A 17012-nucleotide genomic window follows, 5' to 3' on the forward strand; every position below is an offset into this window, starting at 1 on the left:
GGTGTCGTGCTCCTTAAGCGCTGGTACGGCGCGCCGCTGCCTGAGTGATCCGGTCGAACATGACTCCGAGCAGTACGATGGCGAGCCCCGCCGCCAGCCCCTTGCCGTACAGCTCTCCCTGCGAGAATCCGGCCACGACGTCGTAGCCGAGGGCGCCGGCTCCCACCAGGCCGCCCACAACAACCATCGACAGCACATAGATCAGGCCCTGGTTGGTCGCGAGAGTCAGGGCGCTGCGTGCCATCGGCAGTTGAACTTTGGTGATGATCTGCCAGTTGTTGCACCCGGCAGCGGTGGCCGCCTCGACGGTGGTCTCGGGCACGGCCCGCACTCCGTCGGCGGTGATCTTGATGGCGACCGGCGCGGCATAGACGACGGCGGCGACGATCGCGGTGAAGCGCGTCGCGCCGAACAGCGCGAGGAACGGCACCAGATAGACGAACGGCGGCATGACCTGCGCCGCGTCCAGGGTGGGCCGCAGCAGCCGGTCCACCAGCATGCTGCGCCCCATCCACACTCCGAAGGCGATGCCGAACACCATCACCAGCACGGTCGCCACGAGCGTCGACGCCAGCGTCGTCATGCTGTCCGACCACACGCCCGTGCCGACAAGAAGGCCCACGCACACAGCGGTCGTGACCCCGGCCCGCCAGCCGCCGAGCACCACGCCGATCCCGATCAGCGCCGCACCCACGAGCCACCACGGGGAGTCGGTGAGCAGCGACTGGAAGGGGTTCAGCAGTCCGTTGGTGATGGCGTCGCGGAATCCGTTCGTGATGCCCGACAGGTTGTCCTGCGCCCACGTCGTCACGCTGTCCGCCGCGCTCGCGATATGGCTGCCGGTGCTGCCCTGGCCGGGGAACTGCGCCGCCCACAGGTACGTGTGCGACAGGTACACCAGCACCAGCACGACCACCCCGCCCGCCGCGAGCAGTGGCCGGCGCCACTTGAGGAAGCGGCCGCCCGAGTTGCGGGCCTGCTCCGCACGTGTGCTCGACGCGGTCGTGACCCGGTCGAGGACGATGGCCATGATCACGATGGCCAGGCCCGCGTTGAAGGCCGTACCGACGTCGAGCGACTGCAGGGCCTGGACGACGGTCTTGCCGAGGCCGGGTGCGTCGATCAGGGCCGCGATGGTCACCATGGCCAGGGCGGCCATGATGGTCTGGTTCACGCCCATCACCACGGTCCGCTTGGACATCGGCAGCAGCACCTTCAGCAGCGACTGCCACCGGGTCGAGCCCAGCGAGTCGGCAGCCTCGACGGTGGTCTCCGGTACGGAACGGATGCCGTGCGCGGTGATACGGATCGCCGGCGGGGCCGCGTAGATCACCGTGGCGATCACGGCGGAGGCCGGGCCGATGAGGAAGATCAGGGTCAGCGGGGCCAGGTAGACGAAGGTCGGCATCGTCTGCATGAAGTCCAGGAAAGGCGTGATGATCCGGTTGAACCGGTCGGACAGCCCCGCCCACACACCGAGCGGAATCGCGATAACCAGCGCCACGAGAACCGCGGAGAGGGTGAGCGCCAGGGTGTCCATGCTCTGCTGCCACAGACCCTGCAGCCCGAAGAACGTGAAACCGGCCATGGCCAGGAGCGCGACCCGCCAGTTGCCGACGGCCCAGGAGACGAAGCCCGTGACGCCGACGACACCGAGCCAGCCGATCTGCGGCACCGGGCGGTCGCCGCTCGACTGCGAGATCAGGTCCTGGACGAAGGTCACCAGGTTGTCGATGACCAGGCGGATCTCGTTGAAGAAGTAGAGGAAGAGCGGGTTGGAGTTGCGGTTGGCGCCGACCGAGTCGCTGAGGTCGTTGAACCAGCGGTGCAGACCGGTGAGGTCTGCCGCCGCCAGCGTCAGGGTCTGCTTTCCGCGCAGCACGGCGAAGAGCACCAGCCAGACGACCAGGATCGCGGCCACCATCATGGAGCGGCTGACCTTGCGCACGCCCGCGACCGCCGGCGCGGCCTCCGCCACCTGCTCGGTTTTCTCCGGTTTCTCCATGGCGACGGTCATCACATGTCGCCTTCCTGCCCGGCGACCACCGCGAGGATCTCCTCGTCACCGACGATGCCGAGCAGCTTGCCGTTCTCGACGACCTTGACCGGCTTGTCCGCCGCCAGTACGGCCCGGGTGGCTTCCCGCACCACGACGTCCGGGCCCAGCTCGGGACCGTCCAGGGCGTCGCCGTCCACCGCCGGACGCATGATCCACCGCAGAGTCAGTACGTCGCCGCGCGGCACGTCCTTGACGAACTCGCGTACGTAGTCGTCGGCCGGGGCGCCTACCAACTCGTCGCCGGTACCGCACTGGACCATCTTGCCGTCACGCATGATGAGGATGCGGTCGCCCAGCTTGAGCGCCTCGGAGAGGTCGTGGGTGATGAACACCATCGTCTTGCCGACCTCGTGGTGCAGACGGATGACCTCGTTCTGCATGTCACGGCGGATCAGCGGGTCGAGCGCCGAGAACGGTTCGTCGAAGAGCAGCACGTCCGGATCACCGGCCAGCGCCCGGGCGAGACCGACGCGCTGCTGCATACCGCCGGAGAGCTGGTCGGGGTAGGAGTTCTCATAGCCGGAGAGGCCGACCAGTTCGACGACCTCCAGCGCCCGCTTGGTGCGCTCGGCCTTGCTCATGCCGCGGATCTCCAGACCGAAGGACACGTTGTCGACGACCCGGCGGTGGGGCAGCAGCCCGAAGTGCTGAAAGACCATGGAGAACTTGCGGCGCCGCAGTTCACGCAGACGCTTGTCGTCCGCGTCGCGGATGTCCTCGCCCTCGAAGACGATCTCCCCGGCGGTGGGTTCGATCAGCCGGGTCAGACATCGCACCAGGGTGGACTTGCCGGAGCCGGACAGACCCATGACGACGAAGACCTCGCCGGGCGAGACCTCGAAGTTCACGTCGCGCACGGCGGCGGTGCATCCGGTGCGGTCCATCAGCTCGCGGCGGGTGAGCCCGCACAGCTCCTCGGAGTGCGGTACCTGGTCTGCCTTCGGCCCGAACACCTTCCACAGCTTGCGCACGGATATGACCGGGGTGGGGGCCGAGTCCTGTGGCGTGCCGCGCCGCTGCGGCACCTCGGTCTGTGCTGGGGTCACGATCGACCTCTTTTCGGCGTTCAGCCGCGGAACCAGTGCTGCGGCCGGGGTTGGATGTTCTGCCAGATGTGCTTGGGCTCTCGGTACTCGTCCAGGCCGGTCGGTCCCAGCTCCCGGCCCACGCCCGAGTGCCCGAAGCCACCCCATTCCGCTTGCGGCACGTAGGGGTGGTAGTCGTTGATCCACACCGTGCCGTGGCGCAGCCGCCGGGCGACCCGCTGGGCCTTTCCGGCGTCCTGCGTCCAGACGGCGCCGGCGAGTCCGTACTCGGTGTCGTTGGCGATGCGTACGGCGTCGTCCTCGCCGTGGAAGCGCTCCACGGTGAGCACGGGGCCGAAGGACTCCTCGTGCACGACGCGCATGTCCTGCCGGCACTCGTCGAGCACGGTGGGCGGATAGTAGTGGCCGTTCGCCAGTGCGGGGTCGCCGGGGCGTTCGCCGCCGCAGCGCAGTACGGCGCCTTCGGCGAGGCCCGCCGCGACATACGCCTCGACCTTCTCCCGGTGATGCGCGGAGATCAGGGCCCCGGTCTCGGCCTCGGGGTCGAACGGTCCGCCGAGGCGGATCTGCCGGGCGCGGCGGACGACCTCGTCGACGAAGGCGTCGTGGAGGGAGTCCTCGACGATCAGACGGGCGCCTGCCGAACAGACCTGGCCCGAGTGCAGAAAGACGGCCGTGAGAGCGAAGTCCACGGCCGTCTCGAAATCGGCGTCGGCGAAGATGACGTTGGGGTTCTTGCCGCCGAGCTCCAGCGCCACCTTTTTCACCGTCGAGGCGGCGGTGGCCATGATGCGCTTGCCGGTCTCCAGACCTCCCGTGAAGGAGACCATGTCGACGGCCGGTTCCTCGGAGAGCGGTGCACCCACCTCGGGGCCCGCGCCCAGGACGAGATTGGCGGCGCCGGCCGGGAGCCCGGCCTCCTCAAGGGCCCGCATCAGCAGGATCGAGGTGGAGGGGGTGAGCTCGCTGGGCTTGAGGACGATCGTGTTGCCCGCGAGCAGGGCGGGCGCGACCTTCCACGACGCCTGGAGCAGCGGGTAGTTCCAGGGGGTGATGAGCCCGCACACGCCGACCGGTTCGTAGACGACGCGGCTGACGGCGTCGTCGCGGCCGGTGTCGATCACCCGGCCGGCATCGGTGCCCCCGATCCCGCCGTAGTAGCGGAAGCAGGAGACAACGTCGGCGATGTCGTACTCGCTCTCCACCAGCCGCTTGCCGGTGTCCAGCGATTCGGCGCGGGCGAATTCCTTGGCGTCGCGCTCGATGAGGTCGGCGGTGCGCAGCAACAGCGCACCGCGCTCCCGCTCGGGGGTGCGCGGCCAGGGTCCTTCGTCGAAGGCCCGGCGGGCCGCGGCGATCGCGGCCTCGGTGTCGGGACGCGTCCCCTCGGACACGGTCGCCGCGAGCGTGCCGTCAGCGGGACAGCGGATTTCCCGGTGACCTCCCGCCACCGCATCGCGCCATTCTCCATCCACATACAGGTCTGCCACGTGTGGAGCCCTTCGAGCGAATTCCGTTGCGCATCGTGCACCGTATTGCTTGTGGTGGAACACCCTGGCGAATGTGCGGACATACGTCAAGGGGTTGGCAGATGACGATTTCGCCATGCGGGCAGTTGCGCGGCCACTCTTGACCACAAGCCGCGCCAAGCCCAACCATGTTGCGTATCGCTCACCATGTTGTGCATTACGCACCGACGGAGGCTGCACATGTCCCCTCGACCGCATCCTGGCCGTGAGTACGTCCTCACTCTCTCGTGTCCGGACAGCGCCGGACTGGTCCACGCCGTGAGCGGCTTTCTCGTCAGGAACTCCGGCAACATCCTGGAGAGCCAGCAGTTCGATGATCGACTCCAGGGCCGTTTCTTCATGAGGGTCCACTTCGACGTTTCCGATCCAAACGCCGATCTGAAAAATCTGCGTTACCGATTCGGTCCGGTCGCCGAGGCCTACCGGATTTCCTGGACCCTCTGGGACGCCTCGACACCGACCCGGACGCTCATCATGGTGTCCAAGTTCGGACACTGCCTCAACGATCTGCTCTTCCGGCAGCGCACCGGCGCTCTCAACATCGAGATCCCCGCGATCGTCTCCAATCACCGGGACTTCGAGGGACTGGCGGAGACCTACGGCGTCCCCTTCCACCACATCCCGGTGACCAAGGACACCAAGGCAGACGCCGAGGCGCGCCTGCTGGAGCTCGTGCGCGAGCTGGACATCGACCTGGTGGTGCTGGCCCGCTACATGCAGGTCCTCTCCGACGACCTGTGCAAACAGCTGGAGGGCCGCGCCATCAACATCCACCACTCCTTCCTCCCCAGCTTCAAGGGCGCGCGCCCCTACCAGCAGGCGTACGCGCGCGGGGTGAAGCTTGTCGGCGCGACGGCGCACTATGTGACACCGGACCTGGACGAGGGACAGATCATCGATCAGGACGTGGTCCGGGTGGACCACTCCCTCGATCCGGACGAGCTGGTCACGGTCGGGCGGGATGTGGAGGCGCAGGTGCTCGCACACGCGGTGAAGTGGCACAGCGAAAGCCGCGTCATGGTGGACGGCAACCGCACGGTTGTCTTCCGCTGAGCCGAGCACGAGCGATGGGCGGGCCGGAATCCGGCCCGCCCATCGCTGTATACGGCCTCTGACGCCGGCTCTTGGGGCGCAGGCCGACACAAACAGCCCGTCCGGCGTTTGAGGGCGAGGCGTTGAGGCGACAGGGAGGTCTGGGGGCGCAGCCCCCAGCGAGGCCCGCTGCGCCCCGGGCGCCAGTGAGGCTCCCCCAGGGCCTGTCCGGCGGATCATGCCGCAGACGCGGGGTCTGGCACGCCCTCCCCCAAGCCCTTCGAGCAGGGGGTGCCCCCAGCGGCGTTGTCGCCGGTTGCCGACTCCCCCGAGCTCTCGGCTTCGCTCGAGCAGGGGACCCCCATCGCGTCGACTCCCTCCCCCGCCTTGCAGCTGGACGCACCAGACCCCGCTCACCTGCGCTTATGAGGCGCCGCAGCTCTCCTCCGACCTGATCCGCCGGACAGGCCCTACCCTCCCAACCGGTCAAGCGCAGCGCAGCGCCACCGCTCGGTCTCGGCGATCTGGTTGAAGGTGAAGAGGTGCAGGCCGGCGACCCCCGCCGACGGAGAAGAGAGCGCGCCCGCGGAACGGGCGAGCAGCCGCTCGGGCGAGTAACCGCCGGGGGTCGCGAAGCGCAGGAACCACGAGGCGTGCTTGGTCAGAAAACGCGTCGACTCCCCCACCCCGATCTTCGCCGCCATGGACAGCAGCTTCGCCCGCTGCACCGGCCCCGCGACGCCCACGTGGACGGGCAGGGTGATATCGCGGCGGCGTATCCGGCCGACCCAGTCACCCAGCACGCGCGGGTCGAAGCAGAGGTTGCTCACGATGTACGTGGCGTACGCGCGCTTGTCCCACATCGCCTGGATGGTGAGGTCGTCGTGGATGAGCGGATGGCTCTCGGGGTAACCGGTGATGCCGACATGAGCGAAGGGGCTGCCCAGCTCGCTCAGCCTGCGCAGCACCGGTAGCGCCCCGTCGTAGGCCCCGGCCGGCGGATCGGCGTCGCCGGCCGGGACGAAGACGTCGTCGACTCCCGCCTCCCGGAGCCGGTCGACGACATCCTTCAGATGCGCGTCGTCCCGCAGCAGCCGCGCGGGCACGTGCGGGACGACGCGACAGCCGTGCGCCGTGAGCCGGGTGGCGAGGTCGAGCGTCGGTTCCAGGCCCTTGACCGGCGACGCCGTCACGGTGACGACGACGTCGCGCGGTACATGGGCGAGGACCTTGTCCTCGGTCGCCTTCGCGGGCAGCACCTCGTAGCGGACGCTGTGCAGCAGCGCCCGGAAGTGTTCGCCGTCCAAGGTCTAACCGGCCTGCTTCTGGGCGTCGCGGTACCGGTAGTACGCGGCCTTGGAAGGGGCCAATGGGTCCTTGCCCAGGATGAGGTCGGCCGCCTTCTCCGCGATCATCATCACCGGCGCGTAGATGTTGCCGTTGGTGACATAGGGCATCACCGACGCGTCGACGACGCGCAGTCCCTCCACACCGTGCACGCGCATGCTCGTGGGGTCGACGACGGACATCTCGTCGGTGCCCATCTTGCAGGTGCACGAGGGGTGCAGGGCGGTCTCACCCTCCTTCGCGACCCAGGCGAGGATCTCCTCGTCGCTCTCCACGGACGGGCCCGGTGAGATCTCCCCGTCGTTGTACGGGGCCAGCGCGGGCTGGTTGAGGAGCTTGCGGGCGACGCGGATCGACTCGACCCACTCGCGGCGGTCCTGTTCCGTGGACAGGTAGTTGAAGCGCAGCGCCGGGTGCTCGTTCGGGTCCTTGCTCTTGATCTTCACCGAGCCGATGGCGTCGGAGTACATGGGACCGACGTGCACCTGGTAGCCGTGCCCGCCGGCGGGCGAGGAGCCGTCGTAGCGGACCGCGATCGGCAGGAAGTGGAACATCAGGTTGGGGTAGTCCACGTCCTCGTTGCTGCGGGCGAAGCCGCCGGCCTCGAAGTGGTTGGTCGAGGCGGGGCCCTTGCGGAAGAGCCACTGCAGGCCGATGAAGGGGGCGCGCCACTTCGCCATGTACGGCTGCATGGAGACGGGCTGCTTGCAGGCGTACTGGATGTACACCTCCAGGTGGTCCTGCATGTTCTCGCCGACGCCCGGGAGGTCGTGGACGACGTCGATGCCGATCGCGCTCAGTTCCTCGGCGTTGCCGACGCCGGAGAGCTGCAGCAGCTGAGGGGAGTTGATCGCACCGCCGCAGAGGATGACCTCGCGGGCTCGCACCTGCTGGACCTTGCCACGCCGCCGGTACTCGACACCGACAGCACGCTTGCCCTCGAAGAGGACGCGGGTGACCAGGGCACGGGTGGTGACGGTGAGGTTGGGCCGCTTCTTCGCGGGCTTGAGGTACGCCTTCGAGGCCGACAGACGGCGTCCCCTGTGGACGTTGCGGTCGAAGGGGGCGAAGCCCTCCTGCTGATAGCCGTTGACATCGTCGGTGCGGGGGTGACCCGCCTCCTGGACGGCCTTGAGGAAGGCGGTGAACAGCGGGTTGGAGGCGGGGCCGCGTTCGAGGACGAGGGGGCCGTCGTGGCCGCGGAACTCGTCGTCGGGGTCGGCCGCAAGACAGTTCTCCATCCGCTTGAAGTACGGCAGACAGTGCGCGTAGTCCCAGGACTCCATGCCGGCATCGGCGGCCCAGCGCTCGTAGTCCATCGGATTGCCACGCTGGAAGATCATGCCGTTGATGCTGCTGGAACCGCCCAGCACCTTGCCGCGCGCGTGGTAGATGCGCCGGTCGCCCATGTGAGGCTCGGGTTCGGACTCGTACTTCCAGTCGTAGAACCGGCTGCCGATCGGATAGGTCAGCGCCGCGGGCATGTGGATGAAGACATCCCACGGGTAGTCGGGCCGGCCGGCCTCCAGGACCAGCACCTGGTTGCCCGGGTCGGCGGAGAGTCGGTTCGCCAGTGCGCTGCCGGCGGATCCACCGCCGACGATGACGAAGTCGTATTGCAGGGGAGCCATGGTGCCTCGTCTCGCTCGCGCCGTAGATACGCGTGGCATGCTAGTACGAGTAGCGCTATACGCACTAGGTTGCGAGCAACGCAACTTGCATGGTCTACGTTTCAATGCGGTTACTTGCCATGCTGTTGTTTACTGCGCGTATAGTTTCGCTATGAGCAACTACAGTCCAGATGCCGAAACGACAGGTTCGCAGTCCGGCGGGGTACAGTCCGTCGACCGTGCCATCAGCGTGCTGGAAATCCTGGCTCAGCGCGGCGAGGCCGGCGTCAGCGAGGTGGCCGCCGAGATCGATGTTCACAAGTCGACCGCGTTCCGGCTGCTCGGCGCCCTGGAGGCGCGCGGTCTGGTGGAGCAGGCGGGCGAGCGCGGCAAATACCGCCTCGGCTTCGGCATCGTACGCCTGGCCGGCGGGGTCACGGGACGCATCGACATCACCCAGCAGGGCCGCCCGGTCTGCGAGCGCCTCGCCGAGGAGATCGGCGAGACCGTCAACATCGCCGTGATGCAGGAGCACTACGCGATCAACCTGTACCAGGTGCGCGGCCCGGGGGCCGTCACCGCGCACAACTGGGTCGGCCAGCTGACCCCGTTGCACGCCACGTCCAGCGGCAAGATCCTGCTGACCCACATGCCCGCCAAGCAGCGCGCCGCGCTACTGTCCGAGGCCGGCTTGAAGAAGGTGACCCCGCACACCCTGACCTCGAAGACGAAGCTCGAGAAGAATCTCGCCGAGGCTCGGGAGCGTGGCTACGCCTGGACCCTGGAGGAGCTGGAGATCGGGCTCCACGCCATGGCCGCGCCGGTCCGCGACCGGGACGGAGAGGTCATCGCGGCACTCAGCGCCTCCGGCCCCGCATACCGGTTCACCGAGGAGCGCATGCACGAGCTCGCTCCGGTGCTGGTCAAGGGCGCGGAGGAGATCAGCCATCGGATGGGCTACCTGGGCTGAACGCCCAGGTGCCGCCGCCGACGGCACCTTCAGCCGCCGCCGTCGACCTGCCGAGAACCGCTGTTACTGCGACCGCCCTGTCCCGAGACGCCCCTGGACCCAGTCGTGGAACTCGCCGATGTGATGCTCGCTGGGCACCAGTACGCCGCCCTTGGCGTACAGCCGGGAGCTCATCGCGGGCTGACAGCGCTCGCACGCGTCGAAGTCCTGCCGGTTGACGCGGTCGAAGAGCTCCACCGACCGGCTGACATCCTTGCCGCTTTCGACGACGTGCTTGAGGTAGAGCCAGTCGCACTCGACGATCGTGCGGTCCGCGGCGACCGGGTACATCCGGTGGAAGATCACATGGTCGGGGACGAGGTTGATGAACACCTGCGGCCTGACGGTGATCGCGTAGTAGCGGCGGTCCTGCGCCTCGGAGACCCCCGGAATGCGGTCCAGTCCCTCGGAGCCGTCGATGGTGAAGCCCTTGACCTGGGCGCCGAACTCCGCGCCGTGACCCACGTAGTACTGAGCGGCGTACCCGTCGGCGAACTCCGGGAGCACCTCGGTGAGTTCGGGGTGGATCGTGGCGCAGTGGTAGCACTCCATGAAGTTCTCGACGATCAGCTTCCAGTTCGCCTTGACGTCATAGACGATCCGCTTGCCGACCTCGAGGTTCTCCATGTCGTAGTGCTCGATCGACTCGGTGTCGCCGAGGCGTGCGACGACGTCCTGCACGACCTCCTCGAAGGGAGGCGGGTTCTCCGCGAGGCACACCCACACGTAGCCGAGCCATTCATGGGTCGCCACGCTCGCCAGGCCGTACTCCGTGCGGCTGACGTCGGGCATCTTGGTGAGGTTGGGCGCGGCGACGAGTTTGCCTGTCAGGTCGTACGTCCAGGCGTGGTAGGGGCACTGGAAGGCGCGCTTGACCTCACCGGCCTCCTCGGTGCAGAGCTTGGCTCCACGGTGGCGGCAGACGTTGAAGAAGGCGCGTATGGAGTTGTCCCGTGCGCGCGTGATCAGGATGCTCTCGCGGCCCACCTCGACGGTCCGGAAGGCGCCGGGCCTGGCCAGATCCGAGGAGCGTACGGCGCAGAACCACATCGTTTCGAAGATGCGCTCCTGCTCCTGGGCGAAGGTCCCCGGATCCGTGTAGGAGGAGCCGGGCAGGGTGGCGATCAGGCTGTCCGGCAGGCTGGTCGAGGTCACAGTGCACTCCTCGGAGAACGTCGTGGATCGGTCATTCACGCGCCGGGAAGAGCGACTCCGGACGGCGTTTTGTATGGAGCAACGCTGCGTGCTATACGCAACAGGAGCATGAAATGCCGCATCGATGATGTCAAGATGTCGCGGCGGTGAGCTGCTTGCGCCAACGCATGAAAAGCCGCGGCTGGTTCATCGCGAGCACGGCGACCGGATGCCCGGCACGACGGTAGACGGCCAGAAAACTGCGGTCGCCCGGGACGCCTTCCTCGACCGTCACACTGTCGGCACCGGCTGAATGACCGGCGAACTGGATCTTCACGCCGTACTGGTCCGACCAGAAGTACGGCGGCCGGGGCACACCCGGCTCCGCCGCACCCCACGACAGCAGCGTGGCCACGGCCACGTCGGGCCGCTCGCGCGCACCGGTCCAGTGCTCGACGCGGCGGTGGATCCCCGCGTGGGGGTCGTACCAGGAGGCGCAGTCACCGACGGCAACCACACCGGCGAGGCTGGTGCGGCCGTCCGCGCCGCACTTGACGCCGTTGTCGAGCGCAACGCCGGATCCTTCCAGCCACTCGACGCACGGACGCGCGCCGACACCGACGACGACGGTGTCGGCGGGGATACTGCGGCCGTCCTCGAGCAGGACGGCGTCGACCCGGCTCTCCCCGCTCAGCCCCTTGACCCCCACGCCGCACAACAGCCGTACGCCGTGGTCCGCATGGAGGGCGGAGACGATGCCGCCCATGGTCTCGCCGAGCGGACCGGCGAGCGGCGTCGGCGCCGCCTCGACCACCGTCACGTCGAGTCCGAGAGCGTAGGCGGTGGAGGCGACCTCGGCGCCGATGAATCCGCCGCCGATCACGACCAGCCGCCCGCCCAGGGCCAGTTCGTCCCGCAGGGCGCGGGCGTCGTCCAGGGTGCGCAGTGTGTGCACCCCGGCCAGGCCGTCGGTGCCGGGCAGCGTCCGCGCGGCCGCGCCGGTCGCGATGACGAAGCCGTCGGCTCGGACGTCGCGGCCGTCGGCGAGCCGCACGGCGCGATCCGCGCTGTCGAGTCCGGCGGCGCGGGCGCCGAGCAGCCACTCGGCCTGCAGGTCCTCGTCGTTCGACTCCAGCGCGAGATCGGCTTCGCCGATGTCACCGGCCAGGAACTCCTTGGACAGCGGCGGCCTGTCGTACGGGCGGTGCGGTTCGTCGCCGATGATGACCAGCCGCCCGTCGTACCCCCGTTTCCGCAACGAGCGCGCCGCCGACAGACCGGCCAGCGAGGCACCCACCACGGCCACTGTCCTCACGCGGGACCTCCGGCGAGCCGGGACGCAACACAGGGCGGCAGATTGGGTGCCTCCGTGGACGGCCGGACGTAGATCATGCCGTCCTCGATGAGGACTTCATGGGTGCGGACCGGACGCTTGGCCGGCGGAGCGTCGACGGCTCCGGTCCGGAGGTCGAACTTCGAAGCATGCAGCGGGCATTCCACCTCGCAGCCCTCCAGCCAGCCGTCGGCGAGCGACGCGTCCTGGTGGGTGCAGGTGTCATCGATGGCGAAGACCTCGCCGTCATCGGTGTGGAACACCGAAACCGGCGGATCGATGTCTAGCCGGTAGGCCTCGCCTCGCGGCAGATCCACGAGAAGGCACGCGGGAATCATCATGACACCTCGGTGCGTATAGCGAAACGGATTGCGGTAAGCGCAACGCCAGTTTGAGGGCGGCCCCAAACCCTTGTCAAGGCATCCAGAGGACAGGCCGACCCCTTGTTCAATGTTGCTTTTTACGCAACGCTTTGCGCCATAGACAACCCACCGCATGAAGGAACCGGCGTGGCGCTCAGCGTCTTCGACCTGTTCAAGGTGGGCATCGGACCGTCGAGCTCCCACACCGTCGGGCCCATGAAAGCCGCCCGCCACTTCGTCACCGGGCTGCACGAAGACGGCCCGCTCCCCCGCACCGCCTCGGTCCGGGCAGAACTCTTCGGATCGCTCGGCGCCACCGGTCACGGCCACGGCAGCGGCAGCGGCAGCGGCAGCGGCAGCGGCAAGGCGGTACTCCTCGGCCTCGAAGGCGAGGATCCGGAAACCGTCGACACCGACACCGTGGACGACAGAGTGCGCCGGATCCACGAGGCCGGCCGGTTGCGGCTGCTGGGCCGCCGAGAGGTGGAGTTCCGCGAGCGCGAGCACCTGGTACTGCACCGTCGCCGCACGCTGCCGTTCCACCCCACCAGCATGGTGCTCACGGCCCGGGACCACGATGACCGCGAGGTGAGGGCGCGCACGTACTACTCGGTGGGCGGGGGCTTCGTGGTGGACGGGAGCGCGACGGGTGCCGACCGCATCAAGCCCGACGACACTCCGGTACCGCTCCCGTTCGGCTCGGCATCCGAACTGCTGCTGCGCGCCTACGAGACCAGCCTGCCGATCAGCAGGGTGATGCTCGCCAACGAGCTGTCCCGGCGGAGCGAGAGCGAGGTGCGCGCCGGCCTGCTGCGGATCTGGAGGGTGATGCAGGAGTGCGTGGAGCGCGGCTGTTCACGGACCGAGACCGCCCTGCCCGGGCGGCTGCAGGTGCCCCGCCGTGCCCCGCAGCTGCTGCGCTGCCTCGCCGAGGACTCCCAGGATGTGGATCCGCTGCACATCATGGACTGGGTCAACCTCTTCGCGCCGGCCGTCAACGAGGAGAACGCCTCGGGCGGTCGCGTGGTTACCGAGCCCACCAACGGTGCGGCCGGGATCGTGCCCGCGGTACTGCACTACTACACGCGACTACTACACGCGCTTCGTTCCCGGGGCCGACGAGGACGGAGTCGTCCGCTTTCTGCTCGCCGCCGGCGCGGTGGGGGCGCTGTTCAAGGAGAACGCGTCGATCTCCGGGTCCGAGGTGGGCTGCCAGGACGAGGTCGGATCCGCCTGCTCCATGGCCGCCGCCGGTCTCGCCGAGGCGCTCGGCGGCACGCCGGAGCAGGTCGAGAACACCGCGGAGATCGGCATGGAGCACAATCTCGGACTGACCTGCGCCCCGGTCGGAGGCCTGGCCCAGATCCCCTGCATCGAGCGGAACGCCCTCGCATCCGTCAAGGCGATCAATGCGGCACGAGTGGCGATGCGCGGCGACGGCACCCATGTGGTCTCGCTCGGCAAGGTCATCAAGGCGATGCGCGAGACCGGTGCCGACATGAAGGTGCAGCACAAGGAGACCTCGCGCGGCGGCCTCGCGGTCAACGTCATCGAGTGCTGAGACGTCAACAAGTGCTGAGCGTCTTCGAATGTCGAGACGAGGCCGCCGCCGCGCGGTCGGCAGCGGTCAGAATCCGCGGTCGATCCATTCCTGAAGATGCGGGGCCTCGGCGGCGATGGTGGTCGTCTCCCCGTGACCGGTGTGCACGACCGTGTCGCCCGGCAGGGTCAGCAGCCGGTCCCGGATCGAGTCGACGATCGTGCCGAAATGGCTGTACGACCTTCCCGTCGCCCCCGGTCCGCCCGCGAAGAGCGTGTCACCGCTGAAGAGTGCCTGCAGGCCCGGCGCGTACAGGCACACCGCGCCGGGGGCGTGGCCGGGAGTGTGCAGCACGGTCAGCTCGACACCCGCCACCGTGACGACCTGCCCGTCGGCCAGTTCGCCGTCGGGTGACCGCTCCGGGTGGGTCTGCTTCCACAGCGGCAGGTCGTCGCCGTGGAGCAGGATCGGAGCACCGGTACGGTCGGCGAGTTCGGGGGCTGCGTCGATGTGGTCGTCGTGGGCGTGAGTGCACACGATGGCCCGCAGCGTGCGTCCGCCGAGGGCTTCGGCAATCGCCTCGGCCTCGTGCGCAGCGTCGATGACGACGGCCTCGGTGTCGTCACCGATGATCCAGACATTGTTGTCGACGTCCCAGGTGCCACCGTCCAGGGAGAACGTCCCCGAGGTGACGAGGTGTTCGATGCGTGCACCCGCCATGCCGGCCATCAGAAGACCACCACCGAGCGCAGTACGTCGCCGCCGTGCATCCGCTCGAAGGCCTTCTCGACGTCGTCCAGTGCGATGGTCTCCGTGACGAAGGCGTCCAGATCCAGTCGGCCCTGCAGGTAGAGATCGATGAGCATCGGGAAGTCACGGGAGGGCAGGCAGTCGCCGTACCAGGAGGACTTCAGCGCGCCGCCCCGGCCGAAGACGTCCAGCAGCGGCAGTTCGAGCTTCATCTCCGGGGTCGGTACGCCGACGAGGACAACAGTGCCGGCCAGGTCGCGGGCGTAGAAGGCCTGCTTGTACGTCTCCGGGCGGCCGACCGCCTCGATGACGACGTCCGCGCCGAAGCCGCCGGTCAGCTCGCGGATGGCCTCCACCGGATCGCCCTGCTTGGAGTTGACGGTGTGGGTCGCGCCGATCTTCTTCGCAGTCTCGAGTTTCCGGTCATCGATGTCGACCGCGATGACGGTGGCCGCCCCGGCGAGCCGGGCGCCGGCGATCGCCGCGTCCCCCACACCACCGCAGCCGATGACCGCCACGCTGTCACCGCGTCCGACGTTGCCGGTGTTGATGGCCGCGCCGATGCCCGCCATCACTCCGCAGCCCAGCAGTCCGGCGGCGGCCGCCGATGCCGCCCGGTCGACCTTGGTGCACTGCCCCACCGCCACCAGCGTCTTCTCCGCGAACGCGCCGATACCCAGGGCCGGGGACAGCTCGGTGCCGTCGGTCAAGGTCATCTTCTGCTTCGCGTTGTGGGTGTTGAAGCAGTACTGCGGCCGTCCACGCAGACAGGCCCGGCACTGCCCGCACACGGCACGCCAGTTGAGGATGACGAAGTCACCCGCAGCGACGTCGGTGACGCCCTCCCCCACCGACTCCACGACACCCGCGGCCTCGTGGCCCAGCAGGAACGGGAAGTCGTCGTTGATGCCACCCTCGCGATAGTGCAGATCGGTGTGACAGACCCCGCAGGCCTCGATCTTCACCAGCGCCTCGCCCGGGCCGGGGTCGGGCACGATGATCGTTTCCAGGCTGACGGGGGCACCCTTCCCCCGCGCGACGACAGCACGGACCTGGTGAGTCATGGCCACTCCTCAGCTGGTACGAGACCCGATTCAAATGTTGCTTATTACGGCACGTATCTCACGTGTCGCAACACAGCATTATGGAGGGCCGGGCAGGGGTCAAGGATCCGAACACACAGAACGCCGACTGGACAGGGGGGATCCTGCTCCTCATCGGCACCCGTGCGCCCCGCATGATCGCGACCTGTTCGCGCGGCCGGAGCTCACATCCAGGTGGCGGATCACGCCCATGCCGGGGTCGCCGGTCGGGACACGGCGGACCTCCTCGCCCTCCGGCGGCGTGCCCTCAGCGACTGCCGTACGGCCAAGTGCCTCAACAGAACCCGTCGAAAGCAGCCCCGGCGAAGGCTGATTCGGCCTCAGCGGTTCCGCCCCGGCCGATGACGCTGATCAACTCGGCCAGGGCCTGTCCGGCGGATCAGGTCGGAGGAAAGCTGCGGCGCCTCATAGATCCAGGTGAGCGGGTTCTGGTGCGCGCAGCTGCAGGGCGGAGGAGAGAGCCGACGCCATGGGGGTCCCCCGCGCGAGGTTGTTTCGAGCGTGGGCGGAGTGAGCGAGTGACGACAACGCGGCAGATGGGCGTGCCAGACCCCGTGTCTGCGACCCGATCCGCGACACAGGCCCTGGTAGCGCCTGGTCAGTTCGAGCCGTTTTCGCGGGCAGATCAGCGTCAGTGGGGAAGGGTCTGCCTGCGTGGCCTGCTGCTGGACGGGCGGCGCAAGTCGGTGGAACCGATGGCCGCGCGGCTGGGAGAGGACGGCAACCGGCAGGCCCTGGCCCACTTCTGACGCGGTCCAGAACGCTCCCCGGATCAGTGGGTGCCGCGTCGGCGGCCCATGCGACGTGCCGATCCGGGCGCAACAGGAGCATTCCGCTGCTCAGGCGGTCCTGAAGGTCGGACCGACTCAGGTCGACGACGGTCAGCGGAACGCGCCGTCGGTCGGCCGCGGAACGAAAGCCCGTCCTAGATGGGCGAACCGCCGCCGGGACCGCTGCCGAGGACAAGGCGCGGGCGGCAGTGCACAGCCGGATCCAAGAGACCAAGCATGCGGACCTCCCCGTCTGCACTCAGCGCACCTCGTCCTGGACAAGACGACGCTGTACCGGCACACTGCGCGACGACCTCGTGGCATGGTTCGACATGCTCGCCGACCAAATCCGCAGCAAAGACGGCCCCCTCGTGTCCGGCCTGTTCAT

General features: G+C 68.4%; 12 protein-coding genes and 4 pseudogenes. 4 read left to right on the forward strand and 12 right to left on the reverse strand.

The features are described 5' to 3' along the window. Nucleotides 1–13: 13 nt before the first annotated feature. From ABZ656_RS03000 to ABZ656_RS03010, 3 genes are read right to left on the reverse strand one after another with little or no spacing between them, the layout of a single operon-like run. Nucleotides 14–2017 (reverse strand): ABC transporter permease subunit, encoded by a 2004-nt coding sequence (locus tag ABZ656_RS03000; RefSeq protein WP_101407792.1) that lies wholly within the window; start codon nt 2015–2017, stop codon nt 14–16. Continuing rightward, nucleotides 2017–3105 (reverse strand): glycine betaine/L-proline ABC transporter ATP-binding protein, encoded by a 1089-nt coding sequence (locus ABZ656_RS03005; RefSeq protein ID WP_101407793.1) that lies wholly within the window; start codon nt 3103–3105, stop codon nt 2017–2019. Before ABZ656_RS03005 ends, ABZ656_RS03000 begins: the two co-directional genes overlap by 1 nt. A gap of 20 nt (nt 3106–3125) precedes the next feature. Continuing rightward, complete coding sequence (locus ABZ656_RS03010) at nt 3126–4595, reverse strand: aldehyde dehydrogenase family protein (protein WP_356780659.1); 1470 nt, start codon at nt 4593–4595, stop codon at nt 3126–3128. Nucleotides 4596–4814: 219 nt separating this feature from the next. Between ABZ656_RS03010 and purU the strand changes: the two genes are divergently transcribed. After that, entirely contained in the window at nt 4815–5687 is an 873-nt protein-coding gene (purU, locus tag ABZ656_RS03015; RefSeq protein ID WP_101407795.1) for a formyltetrahydrofolate deformylase, read from the forward strand. A gap of 449 nt (nt 5688–6136) precedes the next feature. On the opposite strand, the gene ABZ656_RS03020 is transcribed toward purU, so the two are convergent. Beyond that, nucleotides 6137–6973: a 5,10-methylenetetrahydrofolate reductase gene (locus tag ABZ656_RS03020; protein ID WP_360263911.1), complete on the reverse strand. Its 837-nt coding sequence runs from the start codon at nt 6971–6973 to the stop codon at nt 6137–6139. A gap of 3 nt (nt 6974–6976) precedes the next feature. Continuing rightward, entirely contained in the window at nt 6977–8644 is a 1668-nt protein-coding gene (gene betA / locus ABZ656_RS03025; protein WP_360263914.1) for a choline dehydrogenase, read from the reverse strand. A 151-nt stretch (nt 8645–8795) separates the two neighbouring features. On the opposite strand from betA, the gene ABZ656_RS03030 reads away from it, so the two are divergent. Continuing rightward, nucleotides 8796–9593 carry an IclR family transcriptional regulator gene (locus tag ABZ656_RS03030; protein WP_101407798.1) on the forward strand — a complete coding sequence of 266 codons (798 nt, stop codon included), beginning with the start codon at nt 8796–8798 and terminating at the stop codon, nt 9591–9593. Between the two features lie 63 nt (nt 9594–9656). Here ABZ656_RS03030 and ABZ656_RS03035 read toward each other — a convergent pair whose 3' ends face one another. The 3 genes from ABZ656_RS03035 to ABZ656_RS03045 form a co-directional block, all read right to left on the reverse strand. Beyond that, nucleotides 9657–10787: an aromatic ring-hydroxylating dioxygenase subunit alpha gene (locus tag ABZ656_RS03035; protein WP_101407799.1), complete on the reverse strand. Its 1131-nt coding sequence runs from the start codon at nt 10785–10787 to the stop codon at nt 9657–9659. Nucleotides 10788–10917: 130 nt separating this feature from the next. Then, complete coding sequence (locus ABZ656_RS03040; protein WP_360263919.1) at nt 10918–12081, reverse strand: FAD-dependent oxidoreductase; 1164 nt, start codon at nt 12079–12081, stop codon at nt 10918–10920. Beyond that, a complete protein-coding gene (locus ABZ656_RS03045) occupies nt 12078–12440 on the reverse strand; it encodes a bifunctional 3-phenylpropionate/cinnamic acid dioxygenase ferredoxin subunit (RefSeq protein WP_075025955.1) in 363 nt (120 codons plus the stop codon). Before ABZ656_RS03045 ends, ABZ656_RS03040 begins: the two co-directional genes overlap by 4 nt. 168 nt (nt 12441–12608) lie before the next feature. Between ABZ656_RS03045 and ABZ656_RS03050 the strand changes: the two are divergent. Further along, a pseudogene (locus ABZ656_RS03050) lies at nt 12609–14022 on the forward strand (L-serine ammonia-lyase). Nucleotides 14023–14088: 66 nt separating this feature from the next. Here the strand turns inward: ABZ656_RS03050 and ABZ656_RS03055 are convergent. The 3 genes and pseudogenes from ABZ656_RS03055 to ABZ656_RS03065 all read right to left on the reverse strand — a co-directional run. Further along, the gene (locus ABZ656_RS03055; RefSeq protein WP_360263923.1) at nt 14089–14721 is read right to left on the reverse strand and encodes an MBL fold metallo-hydrolase; all 633 of its coding nucleotides are present in this window, start codon (nt 14719–14721) and stop codon (nt 14089–14091) included. Between the two features lie 8 nt (nt 14722–14729). Continuing rightward, the gene (locus tag ABZ656_RS03060) at nt 14730–15815 is read right to left on the reverse strand and encodes an S-(hydroxymethyl)mycothiol dehydrogenase (RefSeq protein WP_101407800.1); all 1086 of its coding nucleotides are present in this window, start codon (nt 15813–15815) and stop codon (nt 14730–14732) included. Between the two features lie 58 nt (nt 15816–15873). Continuing rightward, a pseudogene (locus ABZ656_RS03065) lies at nt 15874–16121 on the reverse strand (hypothetical protein); the annotation flags it as partial. Nucleotides 16122–16390: 269 nt separating this feature from the next. On the opposite strand from ABZ656_RS03065, the pseudogene ABZ656_RS03070 reads away from it, so the two are divergent. Continuing rightward, a pseudogene (locus ABZ656_RS03070) lies at nt 16391–16591 on the forward strand (transposase); the annotation flags it as partial. 28 nt (nt 16592–16619) lie between these two features. On the opposite strand, the pseudogene ABZ656_RS03075 reads toward ABZ656_RS03070, so the two are convergent. After that, a pseudogene (locus tag ABZ656_RS03075) lies at nt 16620–16883 on the reverse strand (hypothetical protein); the annotation flags it as partial. Between the last annotated feature and the right edge of the window lie 129 nt (nt 16884–17012).

Origin of the sequence: Streptomyces sp. NPDC007095 (assembly GCF_040634475.1) — a bacterium.
In the GTDB taxonomy this organism is placed as follows: Bacteria; Actinomycetota; Actinomycetes; order Streptomycetales; family Streptomycetaceae; genus Streptomyces.

Coding starts and splice junctions, on each gene's coding strand:
- ABZ656_RS03000 (WP_101407792.1), bottom strand. CDS start 2,017: ATGACCGTCGCCATGGAGAAACCGGAGAAAACCGAGCAGGTGGCGGAG.
- purU (WP_101407795.1), top strand. CDS start 4,815: ATGTCCCCTCGACCGCATCCTGGCCGTGAGTACGTCCTCACTCTCTCG.
- betA (WP_360263914.1), bottom strand. CDS start 8,644: ATGGCTCCCCTGCAATACGACTTCGTCATCGTCGGCGGTGGATCCGCC.
- ABZ656_RS03030 (WP_101407798.1), top strand. CDS start 8,796: ATGAGCAACTACAGTCCAGATGCCGAAACGACAGGTTCGCAGTCCGGC.
- ABZ656_RS03045 (WP_075025955.1), bottom strand. CDS start 12,440: ATGATGATTCCCGCGTGCCTTCTCGTGGATCTGCCGCGAGGCGAGGCC.
- ABZ656_RS03055 (WP_360263923.1), bottom strand. CDS start 14,721: ATGGCGGGTGCACGCATCGAACACCTCGTCACCTCGGGGACGTTCTCC.
- ABZ656_RS03060 (WP_101407800.1), bottom strand. CDS start 15,815: ATGACTCACCAGGTCCGTGCTGTCGTCGCGCGGGGGAAGGGTGCCCCC.